Origin of the sequence: Marinobacter psychrophilus, from assembly GCF_001043175.1 — a bacterium.
GTDB classification, from domain to species: Bacteria; Pseudomonadota; Gammaproteobacteria; order Pseudomonadales; family Oleiphilaceae; genus Marinobacter; species Marinobacter psychrophilus.
The window spans coordinates 2002035-2017034 of record NZ_CP011494.1; the positions used below are offsets into that span (position 1 = coordinate 2002035).

At 50.3% G+C, this 15000-nt stretch carries 15 protein-coding genes and 1 pseudogene; 12 read left to right on the plus strand and 4 right to left on the minus strand.

The genetic code is table 11. The features are described from left to right. Nucleotides 1-30: 30 nt before the first annotated feature. From urtB to ABA45_RS09000, 10 genes are all read left to right on the plus strand, one after another. The gene (gene urtB, locus ABA45_RS08955) at nt 31-924 is read left to right on the plus strand and encodes an urea ABC transporter permease subunit UrtB (RefSeq protein ID WP_048388876.1); all 894 of its coding nucleotides are present in this window, start codon (nt 31-33) and stop codon (nt 922-924) included. Beyond that, a complete protein-coding gene (urtC, locus tag ABA45_RS08960; protein WP_048385473.1) occupies nt 924-2045 on the plus strand; it encodes an urea ABC transporter permease subunit UrtC in 1122 nt (373 codons plus the stop codon). The genes urtB and urtC overlap by 1 nt, the downstream gene beginning before the upstream one ends. Beyond that, on the plus strand, nt 2042-2797 hold the full coding sequence (urtD, locus tag ABA45_RS08965) for an urea ABC transporter ATP-binding protein UrtD (RefSeq protein WP_048385475.1): 756 nt from the start codon (nt 2042-2044) through the stop codon (nt 2795-2797). The genes urtC and urtD overlap by 4 nt, the downstream gene beginning before the upstream one ends. Then, nucleotides 2797-3492: an urea ABC transporter ATP-binding subunit UrtE gene (gene urtE, locus ABA45_RS08970; RefSeq protein ID WP_048385478.1), complete on the plus strand. Its 696-nt coding sequence runs from the start codon at nt 2797-2799 to the stop codon at nt 3490-3492. The genes urtD and urtE overlap by 1 nt, the downstream gene beginning before the upstream one ends. Before the next feature lie 21 nt (nt 3493-3513). After that, nucleotides 3514-3969 (plus strand): urease accessory protein UreE, encoded by a 456-nt coding sequence (gene ureE, locus ABA45_RS08975; protein WP_048385480.1) that lies wholly within the window; start codon nt 3514-3516, stop codon nt 3967-3969. Nucleotides 3970-3994: 25 nt separating this feature from the next. Beyond that, the gene (locus ABA45_RS08980; protein WP_053076153.1) at nt 3995-4687 is read left to right on the plus strand and encodes an urease accessory protein UreF; all 693 of its coding nucleotides are present in this window, start codon (nt 3995-3997) and stop codon (nt 4685-4687) included. A 38-nt stretch (nt 4688-4725) separates the two neighbouring features. Further along, entirely contained in the window at nt 4726-5424 is a 699-nt protein-coding gene (locus ABA45_RS08985; RefSeq protein ID WP_048385482.1) for an urease subunit beta, read from the plus strand. A gap of 3 nt (nt 5425-5427) precedes the next feature. Next, nucleotides 5428-7140, plus strand: a complete 1713-nt coding sequence (ureC, locus tag ABA45_RS08990) for an urease subunit alpha (RefSeq protein ID WP_048385484.1) — start codon at nt 5428-5430, stop codon at nt 7138-7140. After that, nucleotides 7137-7808 (plus strand): urease accessory protein UreG, encoded by a 672-nt coding sequence (gene ureG, locus ABA45_RS08995; RefSeq protein ID WP_048385486.1) that lies wholly within the window; start codon nt 7137-7139, stop codon nt 7806-7808. The genes ureC and ureG overlap by 4 nt, the downstream gene beginning before the upstream one ends. Nucleotides 7809-8021: 213 nt before the next feature. Continuing rightward, on the plus strand, nt 8022-8744 hold the full coding sequence (locus tag ABA45_RS09000) for an urease accessory protein UreD (RefSeq protein ID WP_227506210.1): 723 nt from the start codon (nt 8022-8024) through the stop codon (nt 8742-8744). A gap of 160 nt (nt 8745-8904) precedes the next feature. On the opposite strand, the pseudogene tnpC reads toward ABA45_RS09000, so the two are convergent. From tnpC to ABA45_RS09020, 4 genes and pseudogenes are all read right to left on the minus strand, one after another. Next, nucleotides 8905-10430, minus strand: a pseudogene (gene tnpC / locus ABA45_RS09005) (IS66 family transposase). 149 nt (nt 10431-10579) lie between these two features. Further along, complete coding sequence (gene tnpB, locus ABA45_RS09010; protein ID WP_198146947.1) at nt 10580-10843, minus strand: IS66 family insertion sequence element accessory protein TnpB; 264 nt, start codon at nt 10841-10843, stop codon at nt 10580-10582. Continuing rightward, nucleotides 10843-11193: an IS66-like element accessory protein TnpA gene (gene tnpA, locus ABA45_RS09015; protein ID WP_048385488.1), complete on the minus strand. Its 351-nt coding sequence runs from the start codon at nt 11191-11193 to the stop codon at nt 10843-10845. Before tnpA ends, tnpB begins: the two co-directional genes overlap by 1 nt. A gap of 282 nt (nt 11194-11475) precedes the next feature. Beyond that, nucleotides 11476-12018 carry a helix-turn-helix domain-containing protein gene (locus tag ABA45_RS09020; protein WP_048388883.1) on the minus strand — a complete coding sequence of 181 codons (543 nt, stop codon included), beginning with the start codon at nt 12016-12018 and terminating at the stop codon, nt 11476-11478. Nucleotides 12019-12519: 501 nt separating this feature from the next. Between ABA45_RS09020 and ABA45_RS09025 the strand changes: the two genes are divergently transcribed. Together ABA45_RS09025 and ABA45_RS09030 are read left to right on the plus strand one after the other, a co-directional pair. Next, complete coding sequence (locus ABA45_RS09025) at nt 12520-13305, plus strand: formyltransferase family protein (RefSeq protein WP_053076155.1); 786 nt, start codon at nt 12520-12522, stop codon at nt 13303-13305. Next, entirely contained in the window at nt 13302-14858 is a 1557-nt protein-coding gene (locus tag ABA45_RS09030) for an amidase (protein ID WP_048385490.1), read from the plus strand. Before ABA45_RS09025 ends, ABA45_RS09030 begins: the two co-directional genes overlap by 4 nt. Nucleotides 14859-15000: the final 142 nt, after the last annotated feature.

Sequence of the window (15000 nt, forward strand, 5' to 3'; positions counted from 1 at the left end):
AGACGCATGTCATTTTTTCAGGGGATTAAAATGTTGGATACGATTTTAATTGGTCTAAGTCTCGGATCAATACTGTTGTTGGTCGCTCTTGGGCTGTCCATTATCTACGGCTCGATGGGCGTTATTAATATGGCTCATGGTGAGTTAGTGATGATCGGGGCGTACTCTACTGTATTGGCTCAGATCCATATGGGATTAAGTCTTTTCGCGGCCATACCCCTTGCATTTGTTGTCTGTTTCGCCCTTGGTCTGCTGATAGAAAAGTTCGTGGTTCGCAGGCTTTACGGTCGACTGTTCGATACGCTACTCGCAACTTGGGGTGTTGCAATACTTTTGCAACAAGCCATTCGGCTTGAATTCGGACTGTCTTTTTTCGGCATTCATATAGCTGGTCTTGGGCCAGGCTTGCAGTCAGTCAAGGTTCCAGATTTGTTGTCTGAACCCATTTTTATTGGTGAGTTTTTGATTCAGCCATATCGCGCATTTATTATTATTATTTCCATTCTTCTGGCTGTCATTACGTGGTTACTGATGTACAAAACCAGGATGGGCCAGCAGATTCGAGCAATTATGCGAAACAAGGATATGGCCGCTGCATGCGGTATCAATGTCAGAAAAGTGAACGCATTGACTTTTGCCTATGGCGCAGGATTGGCTGGAGTTGCTGGAGTCATGATGTCCGGGTTCAAAACAGTGATGCCCGATATGGGCAGTTCACTGGTGGTCGATGGTTTTCTTGTTGTTGTGGTAGGTGGGGTTGGTAGCCTTGTCGGGACTATCGTTGCGTCAGGTCTTCTTGGGCAGGTCAACGGCATCTTCGCCGCACTGAGTAACGATATTATTGCGCGAGCAATTGTTTTCGGAGTCGTTATAGCAATTATCATCTGGCGCCCTCAGGGGCTGCTTAACTACAAGGGGCGATAATGTTGAAACACGATCATTTGAGGATTGCTGCTTACGCTATTTTTATTGTGACTGTTTTGTCGCTACCGGTTTTTTTCGATGAATTCTGGCTGAATAGGGCGTCCAAATATTTGGTTTACGGCATGCTAGGTATTGCAATTTCGTTGTGCTGGGGTTATGCGGGCATTCTCAACCTGGGTCAAGGTCTATTCTTTGGTGCTGGTGCCTACATGCTGGGTATGTCATTGAAATTGGCAAGTCCAACTAGCTTGCAGCAGGGAGGCGCAGGTCCTGTCCCGGACTTTATGTTGTGGAACGCTGAACCTGGCGCTGTCACCGACCTATGCTGTATCAACAGTGGTTCCTATCTGTGGCTTCCGTTTCAGTCGCAAGCATTTGGTTTTATTATGGCTATTGTGTTGCCCGTATTGCTGGCCTTCATCTTGGGTTCCGTCATGTTTCGCAAGGGAGTGTCAGGTGTCTTCATCTCTATTATCACACTTGCCTTGGTACTCTTGGTGCGGCTCCTGGTTGTTGATGCTCAGGCACTTACCGGTGGCTTCAATGGCTTAACGGATTTGGGAGGGTTGACTTTTGGAGGTTACGAATTTGATCCATACAGTGTCGCCACATATTACTTGGCTGCCGTATCACTCATTTTGATCCTGCTAGGTACCCGTCTTTTAGTCAACTCGCGGGCGGGTCTTGTGATGCAGGGTATCCGTGATGACGAGAATCGTGCCAAATACTTAGGATTTGACGCTGCAGCTTATCAGACATTTTTCTTTTGCGTGTCAGCTGCTATTTCCGGTTTTGCTGGCCTTTTATACGTCGTTACCTCTGAATTCGTATCGCCTACATTCATGGATCTGGCTTTCAGTATTTCGATGGTTATTTGGGCTGCGGTAGGTGGGCGTGGCTCGCTGCTCGGTGCCTGTATCGGAGCGATCGTTATCAATATGCTGGGGGCGACGATTAGTGAAAGCGAAGTATTTGTCGAATCTTGGCAGGCTATTGTTGGGTTGTTTTTTGTGTTGGTAGTTCTGTTTATGCCTAACGGCATGGCAGGTGTCGTCCATGGATGGTGCCGACGTTTGACTACGAAATCTTCTAAATCAGAGATTGGAGGGCAGCTTCAATGACTGAAAGTAACTATGATTTGGTAATTGATGGTGTTGGGGTTAACTTCAGTGGTTTTCAGGCCGTAAGTAATTTCAGTATGGTCGTAAAGCAGGGCGAAATGCGGGTGTTGCTAGGCGCAAATGGTGCCGGAAAGACTACGCTTATGGATATGATATGCGGAAAAACAGAGTCTACCGAAGGGCGCATTTTTATTGGCGATACTGAAATTACCAATAAGCCTCCACATACCATTGCCCGTATGGGTGTGGGTCGAAAATTTCAGATTCCAAGTGTGTTCAAGAAACTGACGGTTCGGCAAAACCTATCGGTTGCTGCGATGAAGAACACATCGGTATTTGCAAATTTGGGAAGCCTCAAGCGATGCATTCATCTCGATAAGCTTGAAGAAACTCTGGAGCTGATTAATTTAACTCGGCGGGCTGACGAATTAGCCGGAAATCTTTCTCATGGCGAGACTCAGTGGTTGGAACTTGGGCTGCTAGTTATCCTTAATCCGAAAATAATTTTGCTCGACGAACCAACTGCGGGCATGACGGCCGATGAAACGCTAAAGACCTCCCGTATCGTGAATGACCTCAAAGGGAGGCACACTATTGTTGCTGTAGAGCACGATATGGCGTTTGTACGTGAGATTGCAGACAAAATAACTGTTATGCATCAGGGAAAGTTCCTCGCAGAAGGACGAATCGGCGATATCGAGAAGAGTCAGGCAGTGAAAGATGCGTACCTGGGTAGTGGAGGAATTGCCTGATGCTTGAGCTTCATTCGATAAACAGCTATTACGGCGGCAGTCATATACTTCATGATATCAATCTCAAGATTAAAAAAGGGGCAATCTTTTCTGTTCTGGGTCGTAACGGGGTAGGTAAGAGCACGTTGCTGAAAACCCTCGTTGGCCTAACCAGTTCAACGGAAGGCAAGTTATTACTCAACGACGAGGATTTAAGTAGACAACCAACTTTTGCCAGGGCGCGTGCCGGGATAGGTTACGTCCCGCAGGGCCGAGAAATCATTCCGGATTTCTCAGTGCGAGAGAATATTCTAATGGGATGCTTTGCTGATCCGAAAAGTAAACCTGTGATTCCAGACCTGGTGTCCGAACTGTTTCCATATTTAATGGAAAATCTGGGCCGAGCAGGGGGACTGTTATCTGGCGGGCAGCAACAACAGCTAGCGATTGCAAGAGCTATAGCTACTAATCCACAAATTTTACTTCTAGACGAACCTACTGAAGGTATTCAACCCAATATTGTTGAACAAATCGAAGAGTGTATCTTGACCCTGAACAAGGAACTTGGCTTGACGATCATACTTGTAGAGCAGAATGTTCGTTTTGCACAACGCGTTTCTGATCAATTTTTAATACTCGATAACGGCCGAGTGGTAGCAGCAGGTATGGGTAAAACGCTCACTGATGAGTTAGTTCAAAAACATCTGACAATCTGAATCGGCCCAAAGGTGCTAATAATGTTAGTAATAAGTAATATCGTTGGTAGCGCCAATGACATTGAATTGTCCGAGCGTCTACACCAGCTCAGCCACCATGGAGTCATTGAAACTATCCGTATTTCTGCGGCGGACACTTCTCGAAGCCGACAGCGCGTAACAACAGACCACGGTACCAGTTGTGGTATCGCTTTACCCCGCCAGGTAAAACTCTACAACGGAGCAGTGCTGCATATTGATGAAGAGCGCGCTGTCGTATTGCGTGTTAATGAAGAGCATTGGTTGCGCTTAAGCCCGACTAGTAATAGCTGTGCACTCGTTCTGGGCTACAACGCTGGTAACCTTCACTGGCGAGTTCGATTCGATGGCACGGATCTTTTGGTGGCGCTGGAAGGGCCGGCCCAAAATTATCTGGATCGAATACTGCCTCTGATCGAAAGTGGCGAGGTGAAAGTGGAGCTTCCAGATGGTATTTAGGAACAATGAGTCAGCACTCGACTCTATGGAGAAAGAGCAAGCTTTGTTGCTGAGTACCTTGAGTTTGCTTCAATTTGGAGATAGTCAGTTTCCTTCTGGCAGCTTTGCTTTTTCTGGCGGACTGGAGGCGCTATTCAATGATCAAAAAATACGAACTCCCGCTGAAGTGATGGACTTTATTTCGGCACAGCTTCAACAGCGCTGGGACAGCCTTGATCGTGTGGCGCTGTGTCGCTGTTATCGTCTTGGGGATGATTTGGATGCAATTTCAGCGATCGACCACGAAGTTGATGCAATGACGCTAGCTGCAGGGCTCCGTGTCGGTTCTTGTCGCAATGGTGCAGCATTATTGAGCACTCACGCGCGGCTAGAAACCCGTAACAGCGCTGAATACAGGCGCCGAATTCAAAGCGGCCAAAGCCCCGGCCATATCGCAGTAATACAGGGACTGTTGTGGGCGCATTGTGGGCTCAGTGAAATTCAGTCACAAGCAGCATCTGCACATGCTATCTGCTCTGATTTACTGGGCGCAGCTATGCGATTGGGCAAGCTTGGGCATTTGCACGCTCAGCTCATTCGGCAACAGCTTACGCCGGTTATTGCCACGCTGCTGGAAGTCCCAGTATCTGATCACACTGAAATGCACAGCTATTTACCTGCGACAGAAATTGCAGCGATGCGACATGAAAGCAGTAAGTTACGGCTATTTTCGAACTGAATCAAAAACACGAACGGAGCTATCTACAGGGGATTGCGATGTACTTGACGCCGACAGAACTGGAACGACTAACTATCTACACTGCCGCCAAACTTTCCCAGGAGCGTCGGGAGAGAGGGTTGAAATTGAGTTACCCAGAAGCTACCGCAATTATAGCCAATGAGATTCTTGAAGGGGCTAGAGATGGACGTTCCGTGGCTGATCTTATCAGTCATGGTAGCACAATCCTGAACACAGATGATGTTCAACTTGGCGTGAGCCAAATGATGAACATGCTACAGGTCGAGGGAGTGTTTCCAGACGGTACCAAACTAGTCACAGTTCACGATCCTATCAGGCCGGGTAAAGAGGCCATTCCTGAGAATAGTGTTTTCCCAGGTGAGCTATTCCCTGCAGAGGGGAGGATCGAGATAAATGCCGGTCGCAAAACAATAACCATGAGCGCACTGAACACCGCTGACAGACCTATACAAATTGGCAGTCACTATCACTTTTTTGAAGCCAATAAGGCACTGCAGTTTGACCGAGAGAGTGCCTTTGGTATGAGGCTGGATATCCCTGCTGGAACGGCAGTACGCTTTGAACCTGGCCAAGATAAAGAGGTTACGCTGTGTGAGTTCGGAGGAAATAAGGAGATTTACGGTCTCAACAACCTCACAAATGGCAAGATCAGTGATAAATCAGTACGCGTAGCTGCTTTGAAAAAAGCAAAAGATAACAGTTTTTTAGGAGCATAAACCATGGCCACGATGTCTCGAAGAGAGTACGCAGAAATGTACGGCCCTACTACTGGCGACGGCATCCGCCTCGGCGATACGAGCCTGATAGCTGAAGTGGAACATGATTTCACAGTATATGGCGATGAGTGTCTTCACGGTGGAGGCAAGACTCTACGGGATGGCATGGGCATGACTTCGGGTCTCAATAGCGAGGATGGCACTCTCGATATGCTCATTTGCAATGCACTGGTGATAGATCCGGTGGTTGGTATCGTCAAAGGGGATATTGGTATCAAGGACGGCAAAATTGTCGCCATTGGTAAAGCTGGCAACCCTGCTGTGATGGATGGCGTCGACCCTAGACTATTGGTTGGCCAGGCAACAGCGGTTCGTGATGCGGAAGGGCTGATTGCAACTCCTGGTGGTATTGACGTCCACGTACATTTCGACAGTGCGCAAATATGCGATCATGCTATAGCCTCAGGCATTACCACCTTGTTTGGCGGATCGCTGGGACCGATTACCGTTGGAATCGACTGTGGTGGCGTTTTCAACGTGGGTAAAATGTTGCAGGCTGCAGAAGCGTTTCCGGTCAATTTTGGGTTTTTAGGTCGAGGTAACTCGTGCAAACCACGTGCATTGTATGACCAGATCGAAGGCGGCTGTGTTGGCTTGAAAATTCATGAAGATTGGGGTGCGACGCCGGCTACGATCGATACCTGCTTGACTGTTGCAGACGAACTGGATTTTCAGGTTCAGCTGCACACCGATACCCTGAACGAAAGTGGCTTCGTAGAGAATACGCTGGCTGCGATCAAGGGCAGAACTATTCATATGTACCATACTGAGGGTGCAGGTGGTGGACATGCGCCTGATATTATTTCCGTAGTCCAGCACACGAACTGCCTGCCGTCATCGACCAACCCCACTAATCCGTTCACGGTCAATACCTTCGATGAACATCTGGACATGACCATGGTCTGTCATCACCTGAACCCTGCCATTCCTGAGGATGTGGCTTTTGCCGAAAGTCGGATCCGCGCCCAGACCATAGCCGCTGAAGATGTTCTCCACGACATTGGAGCTATTTCCATGCTGGGTTCCGACAGCCAGGGTATGGGTCGTATCAACGAAGTCATTACTCGGACATGGCAGCTGGCGAGTAAGATGAAGGATCAGCGCGGGCGTCTGGAAACTGAAACCTCACGCATTGGTGATAATGAAAGAATCAAGCGCTACATCGCCAAGTACACCATTAACGCCGCAAAGAGTTTTGGAGTCGATGCACATGTCGGGTCGCTTGAACCGGGAAAAATGGCAGATGTGGTGTTATGGAAGCCGGCAATGTTCGGGGTTAAGCCGGAGCTGATTGTTAAAGGAGGTTTTATTGCTTTCGGCGCAATGGGAGATAGCGCTGCGTCTCTGATGACCTGTGAACCAATCATGTTGCGCCCTCAGTGGGGAGCTTTCGGTATTGCCAGCCAAAACTTGAGTGCAAATTTCGTTAACCCACTGGCGATCGAAAAAGGCTTGGCAGAAAAACTCAATCTTAAAAAAAAGCTGCTGCCTGCGACCGGCACACGCAATCTGCAGAAAAGCGATATGTTGCATAATGACCTGTGCCCAGAGATGCGTGTTGATCCCCAGACTTTCGACGTATTTGTTAACGGTGAGCTTGCAACCTGCGAGCCGGCTACTGAGCTGCCACTGACACAAAGGTATATGCTGCGATGAAAAATTTGGAGTTGTCACCATTGACGGGTCCGGCGAGAGTAGGTATCGGTGGGCCCGTAGGGTCTGGCAAGACCGCGCTTTTAGAAAGGCTGATTCCTGCTTTTCAGAAGCGGGGTATTGAGGTCGGCGTCATTACCAATGATCTGGTCACCACTGAGGATGCTGATAGATTGCGCAAAAGCGGCCTGATAGCCCCGGAGCGCGTGATGGCTGTGGAGGCCGGTGCATGCCCGCATACGGTGATTCGAGAGGATCCTACGCTTAATATCGAAGCGGCAGAAAGAATGGCAATCCAGTTTCCGGAACTGGAGATGATTATGATCGAAAGTGGTGGTGACAATCTAGCTTCTACCTTTTCGCTTGATTTGGTCGATCTGTGGATGTTCGTGATTGATGTTGCAGGCGGGGATGATATTCCACGAAAACGAGGGCCAGGAGTTTTGCAGAGTGACCTGCTGGTTATAAACAAAACCGATTTGGCACCCTACGTGGGTGTCAATTTGGACGCGATGTTAATAGAGGCGAAACGGGTTCGCCAGCAGCGGCCTGTTGTGTCCATTAATTGTAGAGCTGGAGAGGGTATTGACTATATCGTCGATTACCTCATCAGGAATCTGCTGTTCAAAAGTTCTGCAGCCTCAACTCAGGCTGCAAATTCTGACGAGTAACTCATGAATAGTCCTGTTGCATCGACAAATAAAACAGACCTTCCGCAAGTTGGAGAGAGACTGAAAACAGCGTCACTAACTCAATCCAGATGCGCTCGAGCGGCTCTAGAGTTCAAAGTCGATCCACGTGGCAAGACTTTCCTCGGCAGGCAACGAGCGGAGCACCCATTTCACCTGACGCGGCCCTTCGTGCTAGAGGGTGATCCTGACGGGATGATAACCCTGTATTTGCAATCTTCCTCAGGAGGGTTGTATCGAGGGGATGACCTCACGATGAACGTTGAGCTTAACTCACGTGCTCAGGTACATCTGACGACTCAGGCCAGTACAATTGTTCACCATACCCGAGGAGGAGAGGCGAAACAGTCCCTCGTTTTGAGTCTGGCGACGGGCAGTTACTGTGAATATATCCCAGACTCGACCATTCTATTTAGCGGCGCTTCTTTTTACTCTCGTATTCGCGCTAACCTTTCTCCAGGTGCACGTCTGCTTTTGGCTGACAGCTTTAGCTGGCATGACCCTCAGCTGACCGCAGCGTCTACATGTGGCGGCGAGCCTGACCTGGTATTTACTAGATACCATAGTGATATTGAAATTTACGACTCTGGTGGAAACGCTTTGGTTTTGGATCGGCTACGACTCGATGGTGAAACCGTTCTGGCAAAAAATTGTGGTATTCATGACAGGTACAAAGCTCAAGGATCACTGATCCTTATCCAGCCTGATTCACATGAGCCAATTCTGCATGCACTGAGAGAGCTGTTGTGCGAATTTCCGGGAAGTTACGCAGGTGCTTCAGTGTTGCCGCAGAGCTGCGGCATTTTGATCCGTTTTCTGGCTGAGGACGGAGTTGTTTTGAGGCGGCTGATTACGCAATGCTGGATTGTGCTTCGGCAAATTTTATTTAGCGGCATGCCGTCAATACGCAGGAAGTAGATGTCATCTTTTCCCAATCTTGACTCCTGAGTATTCAAGTAAACCTTCTTTTTTTGCTCCAGGACATTTTGGTAGCTTGCGAATGGCTGGCCGGATTTCCTAGCGTGTTTAACTCCGGATAGACTGACACGGAAGGGTTTTCGCCATAAGCGTCCGGCCATCACACCTTGCTAATGATCGCCGGAGTCCAGTTGTGCGGTAGCGACTCATCAATGGCGCTATTCTTTTGTGTCGGCAGTCTCGCCAGCACGTCTTTCAGGTAAGCATACGGTTCGTGCCCGTTGAGCTTGGCTGACTAGATTAATGTCATCACCGCAGCATTCCGCTGGCAACTTCTGAGTGAACCTGCGAACAGCCAGTTTGAACGTCCCAGCGCCCACGGACGTATCTGGTTTCCCATCCAGTTATTGTCGATAGGTACAGCGCCATCGTCTAGATAGCGCGTCAGCGCTTTCCAGCGTTTAAGATTGTAATCCAGGGCGTTGGCTGTGCCGGAGCCCTCCGGCAATTTCTGTCGGTGAGCCACCATCCATTGGTGCAATGCATCAGCAATGGGTCGGGCTTTTTCATTTCTGATGGATTGTCGCTTATCCGGTGGCAGGTCTTTGGTTTCTTGCTCGATCATATACAGTTGGCCGATGTATTCGAGAGCTTTTGCGGCCAACTCGCTTTTGTTGGCCTGGTGCAGATCGTAGAACTTACGCCGGGCATGGGCCATGCATCCGATTTCGTTGCCGAAGCCCGCTTTATAACCTGAGTAATCGTCGCAGACCAGCTTACCTTGCCAGTCTCCCAGCAAGGTGCGAGCGTGCTCGCCGGCGCGGCTTGGAGCGAACTTGTAAACCACCTCGCGGAGATCTGAGAATGGTGTCGTGCAGTAAGCCCAGACATAGGCTCGGTGGGTTTTCTTCTTGCCCGGGGCCGGCATGCTGAACGGTGTTTCGTCAGCGTGAAGGACGTAGTGTTGTAGTGAAACGTTTCTCAGTGCCCCCACCAAGGGCTGTAACTGCTCGCCGCAGGTTCCCACCCAGGCGGCCAGCGCGGGATCGTAAGACCGGCGCGACCGAAGATGCGTTCTTGGTGGTACAGAGGTAAATGATCGGATTACTTGGCCACTAGCACTTGGGCAAGTAATCCGGCGGTAGGGATGCCTTTATTAATGACCTGGGGTGGTACGGGAGCCTGGGTGAGGGTTTCGCATTGTTCGCAGGCCCACTTGCCCCGGATGTGGCGTTCCACCGTGAACTCGCCAGGTACGTAATCCAGCTTTTCACTGATGTTTTCACCGACACGCTTGAGCTGGAAGTCGCAGCGGCATTGAGTGTTCTCAGGCTCATGATGGATCAGGGTGCGGGGCAGTTCTGGCGGCAGCTGAGCCCGCTTGGGCTGTTTCTTAGGTGGGGTCGGTGCTTCATCGGCTGTTAGCTTACCGAGTTCGGCATCGATGGCGGCAAGGTCGCTATCGATAAGCTCATCCAGCAAGTTGCTCTGAACTGCGTCTAGTTGTTCGCTGCGTTGAGCGAATTTGTGACGTTTCAGGATCGCCACTTCGTGGGTCAGCTTTTCGATGACCGCATCACGGTGGATCAACGCCCGATCTTTGTTCTCCATGCAATCGAACAGATCCGCCGTCAAGGCGCGGAGTTGTTCGTTAGAGAGTTGATTAAGATCGGGGCGATGTGACATACCGAATAGTATGCCAAGCCCCGGCAACCATGACGATTCGCCATTCTGATGATGGTCTGGGTGGCCAGCTTGTGGTTACAGAACCGAGATGACGCCGGCGACACCCAGCCGCTGCCAGCGGTAGACCCTGAACCAAGGCAGATAAATGCTCATCGGTTAAACGCAACTGATCGCTGCGCCAGCGATTCACCCCAGTGGAACTTGCCACGATTCAGTCGGCGGGCGCAGAGCCAGATGCCTAAACCAACGGAGATCAACACTTTCATGCGATTACCTCGTTTGTTAGTAAACAGATAAGCGCAGTGGGGCCTGGCCGAGCCGAACACCTGAACGACACGCGCCAGCGCCGTATCTGGCCCGGCTCGCATGTCTAACGGTTCTGTGGCTAACCAGATTTTATCAATGCGGATCATTACAACAGACTGCGCAGAAGCGCCACGCACTGATGAGCCTGATCGACGGGCCATTCCACTACAATCGGGTCGCTGGCTCGGGGAATTTCGATGCAGCTGGAGCTACTCTTTTTTTCGACTGGAGTCGCTGCCGGCAAACTGATGGGCACAAAGGCTGGCGATTGGCCTTTACCTGTTTGCTTCGACTCGCCGATCCAGCGCCGCAGCAAGTTGGGGTTCAGGTCATTATCCAAAGCAACGCGGGAAACAGACGCACCAGGGATCTGGCTTTCAGCCACCAATTGGGCCTTGAATTCTGATGTGTATTGACGGCGTTTTCGGTACGGGCGGGTTACGCTTACGTTGTTCATGACAAGTGTCCGCTAAGGAATAAATGGACACTATCTTGACGGCTGGGGCATCGGGTTCAAGGTGGGTTTACCGGACGCCTACGGTTATACGGCTAATCTGTTAGTTGAGCAGAATCCCCCGGTAACCCCCCCACTGTGGGCGTTAGCACTAGTGAACACGACAAGCTGCGGGCTTTTGATCTGAAAGGAAACTGGGTTAGCGAGCGCTCCAAGGTCAGAGCTAGCTGTCAGGCGTCTAGGATGTCGGGGGTTTACCAAATATTGTTCAATATCATCATATTGCTAATCATCATAGTGAATAATCGAGAGTAACTTTACGGGAACCTTCTTGAGTGCTTCTGGGCCATGGGGAATGGCCGCATCGAAGGACAGGGTGTCGCCGGGTTCCATTTCATAAAGGTGATTGCCGTGACGGTAGAGTATCTCTCCCTCTAAGAGATAAATGAACTCCAGCCCGGGGTGAAAAAAGGTTGGAAAAACCTCAGACGCATCGTCCATTGTGATCAGAAACGGCTCATAGTTTTTTTGACTATCGCGATGGTAGTTGAGTAATTGATAGGTATGACCCTTGTCCGTGCCTCTGCGGACGACCTCCATGCCTTGCCCAGCCTTCGTCAGTTGTGCTTCGCCGTCAGGGCGGTCGTAGTCACTGAAGAGCTGTGATATTGGTAAACCAATCGCATCACATAGTCGGCCCAGAGTCTCCAAGCTTGTGGAAACCTGAGCATTCTCAATCTTACTCACCATACCTTGGCTGAGCTCTGCTATCCGAGCCACGTCTGTAATCTTTAACCCTTGTTCGTGCCGCTTACGCTTAACCCGCATCGCGATATATTGCCGGATCTTCAGGCGAGGGTTGTATAGCTCGTTGCTGAAACTGATGGAACCCTCTTCCAGCGCTGCTATATGCCGGGAAGGTGGAAGGGGTATGGGCATTGGATTCTCCTGAGTCATCGACTTAGTTTAGCGGGATTATGCCTATTAGGAGAATACCATTCGTTTCTCGTTTGCTGTCGAGTCATACATTGCTGCGTGATTTTTGATGTTTATTGGTGCAAAGGCGCTCTGGTTTGGCACAAATTGGTGCGGAGCTTTTGGAGTTAAAGTAACGACCAACCCCTTGCCTATTTCCGAAGAAGGGGCATAGATTCTTGATTTTTTTGGAAACTGTCATTCATTATCAAATTCCCGGCCCAGAGCGTTCGAATTGGCAAGCATTGTGCTTTATTTAGAGGAAACATATTTTCCCGCAGGAAAAGTCGAAAAAATGATACTTAATCCAGAAACATCCGCCGCTACCGATTTATCAGCTCCTGTCCGGATGCCGTGGGCATTGTTGCGGAGGTATTGAATCTCATTACTGACCACAAAGCTTGCATTAGTAAAGCTCTTCAGTTCGGTGAACTTGAAATCTGCCTGTTTTTCATGCGATACGAGGCGGTTGTGGACTCTGCCCCCTTTGACCTCGAGGAACTGAAAGAGAAATCTGTTGATGTGGCGGAGAAGCACGAAATGCACTGGATGATTACCGGCGCTAACACAAAGAAGCGGTTTGTGATGATGGTCTCCCAGAAAGATCACTATCTCTCGGATCTGCTTTACAGATGGCGGGCAGGGGCGATCAGTATTGAAATCCCGTGTTTGATTCCCAATCACGATACGCTCCGGTCTTACGTTGAATGGCACGGTATTCCCCTCTTTCATGTGCCGGTGCATAAATCCAACAAAGTAGAGCACATTCAGACCGTTGAAGAACAGATCGCGGCGGCGAAGTCAGACAGTACTATTCTTGCCAAGCACATGCATATCATTCGTGAATCCCCCTGCGAGTTGTATTCCGGCCGCATTATCAATATTCATCACAGCATTCTGCCTTCATTTATTAGCGCTCGGCTTTATCGCCAGTTGGCGGCGCGAGGCGCCAAGCAACTTGGCAATAACTGCCATCACGTAACACCGGATCTCGACGCCGGAAGAAATTGCGAGGGCGGTGTTGCTGGTCATCTCCGCATCTTGCCTTACCAGCGTCACCAATCTGATGATCGACGGCGCATTGTCAAAAGGTGTCCAGCTTTAGGAACACCACCAAAAACGCTACAGGAGAGACCATGAAAAGCGATTTACTAAAGACTGCTGCAGCCCCCGCAAACTTGCCAGATTTGGGAACGCTGACCATCACGATCGTCCGCGATGGTTTAGCCGCAGGGGTGTTTACTACCGAGGAACTTACTCGCGCGTGTTTGGCGCAAATTGACGCCTTAAATGCGCGGTACAACGCCATCATTTTTATGAATGAGGAGGCACTTGATACAGCGCGTAGTATCGATCGGCGGCGTGCGGCCGGCGAGACATTGGGACCGTTGGCGGGCGTGCCTGTCGTAATCAAGGATCCGATGGATATGGTTGGCTTTCCCACGACGGCTGGGTGGAAACTGCTGTATTCCAAAACCGGTGGCGTCGATTTGATGCCGGGAACGGATGCGCCGGTTGTTGCACGGATGCGAGCAGCCGATGCGGTAATACTTGGTAAAACGAATGTCCCTGTCCTGAGCCATACCGGCAGTCATGCAAATGACAGCTGGGCAGGACCGACCCTTAACGTCGTGCTTGAAGATCGCGTGCCCGGTGGCTCCAGCGCGGGAACGGCTGCAGCGGTGGCCGCAAACATGTGCGTTGTGGGCCTTGCAGAAGAAACGGGCGGATCAATCCAAAATCCTGCCTCGGCTCATGGGTTGGTCGGTATCAAACCCACAGTAGGGCTGGTGCCGAATGCCGGTGTGGTGCCGCTGTCTGGCAACCGAGATGTGGTTGGACCGATAGCTCGCAATGTGACTGATGCCGCGCTTTGTCTAGATGTTCTGGCCGGTTACAGCGGCGAAGACCCTAAGACGCTGGCAAGCGTCGGCAAAATCCCTGCGAAGGGATATGCAGCGCATCTGTCGAAGGAAGGGTTAAAGGGCAAACGGATTGGTTTGTACGGCCCCGGCTGGCGTGAACAGCCCCTATCGGCCGAGACCGCCGCGCTTTATGAACGAGCGCAATCGGAGCTGATTGATGCGGGCGCAATCCTTATTCCCGATCCATTCGAGGGGACTAATTTCGCAAGTTTGCGTGAGCCAACATCGCCACTGCCGAACTTCGATGCACGGGGTTTGGAATCTGTTGCCTATGACCTTGGTGTATATCTCCGACGTCTCGGCCCAGACGCAGCACTTCAAACCTTCGAGGACTTCGCGGCTGCTACTCGCGCCGAGGATCCGTTCGGCCCAGGCGGAGTGCTTTCATTTCTACCAAACCTGCCTGATTTCCGCCTTGCCATATTGGATCCGACAAAGGCACCTGCGCTTCCTGCGTTTATTGCCGCCAAAGCAGCTTATCTGGCCTTGTTTAACGCTATTTTTGAGCACAACGCGTTAGATTCGCTAGTGTTTCCGCAGATGCGTGAGGAACTACCTGGTCTTCACTCTGGCGAAACAATTCAGGAAACGACTGTGGGTGAGTTGAACATCGCAGGGTTGCCTGCCGTTACAACGCCTGCCGGTTACTACGCTTCGGGAGCCCCGTTCGAGATCATTTTTCTTGGTAAGCTTTGGTCTGAACGCGAACTGATTGAACAGGCATTTGCCTATGAGCAGGCAACGTTGCATCGCAATCCCGCAGTTTAAGGGGGTCAGTCAGAATATTTCGCATGTAGCTAGACTATATTGAAACGATAGTGCTTTTGTTACTTCGTCTTCAATTTCAAGATGAATTCAGTGTGATTCGTTGCTTTAGGATTAAGCGTTGACGACTTTTTTTTGTTTTAAC

Excerpts from the sequence above, each read along its gene's own strand:
- tnpA (WP_048385488.1), bottom strand. The coding sequence starts at position 11,193 with ATGAACAACGTAAGCGTAACCCGCCCGTACCGAAAACGCCGTCAATAC.
- ureG (WP_048385486.1), top strand. The coding sequence starts at position 7,137 with ATGAAAAATTTGGAGTTGTCACCATTGACGGGTCCGGCGAGAGTAGGT.
- ABA45_RS09020 (WP_048388883.1), bottom strand. The coding sequence starts at position 12,018 with ATGCGGGTTAAGCGTAAGCGGCACGAACAAGGGTTAAAGATTACAGAC.
- ureE (WP_048385480.1), top strand. The coding sequence starts at position 3,514 with ATGTTAGTAATAAGTAATATCGTTGGTAGCGCCAATGACATTGAATTG.
- urtC (WP_048385473.1), top strand. The coding sequence starts at position 924 with ATGTTGAAACACGATCATTTGAGGATTGCTGCTTACGCTATTTTTATT.
- urtB (WP_048388876.1), top strand. The coding sequence starts at position 31 with ATGTTGGATACGATTTTAATTGGTCTAAGTCTCGGATCAATACTGTTG.
- ABA45_RS09030 (WP_048385490.1), top strand. The coding sequence starts at position 13,302 with ATGAAAAGCGATTTACTAAAGACTGCTGCAGCCCCCGCAAACTTGCCA.
- urtD (WP_048385475.1), top strand. The coding sequence starts at position 2,042 with ATGACTGAAAGTAACTATGATTTGGTAATTGATGGTGTTGGGGTTAAC.
- ureC (WP_048385484.1), top strand. The coding sequence starts at position 5,428 with ATGGCCACGATGTCTCGAAGAGAGTACGCAGAAATGTACGGCCCTACT.
- ABA45_RS09000 (WP_227506210.1), top strand. The coding sequence starts at position 8,022 with ATGATAACCCTGTATTTGCAATCTTCCTCAGGAGGGTTGTATCGAGGG.
- tnpB (WP_198146947.1), bottom strand. The coding sequence starts at position 10,843 with ATGATCCGCATTGATAAAATCTGGTTAGCCACAGAACCGTTAGACATG.
- ABA45_RS08980 (WP_053076153.1), top strand. The coding sequence starts at position 3,995 with ATGGAGAAAGAGCAAGCTTTGTTGCTGAGTACCTTGAGTTTGCTTCAA.
- ABA45_RS08985 (WP_048385482.1), top strand. The coding sequence starts at position 4,726 with ATGTACTTGACGCCGACAGAACTGGAACGACTAACTATCTACACTGCC.
- urtE (WP_048385478.1), top strand. The coding sequence starts at position 2,797 with ATGCTTGAGCTTCATTCGATAAACAGCTATTACGGCGGCAGTCATATA.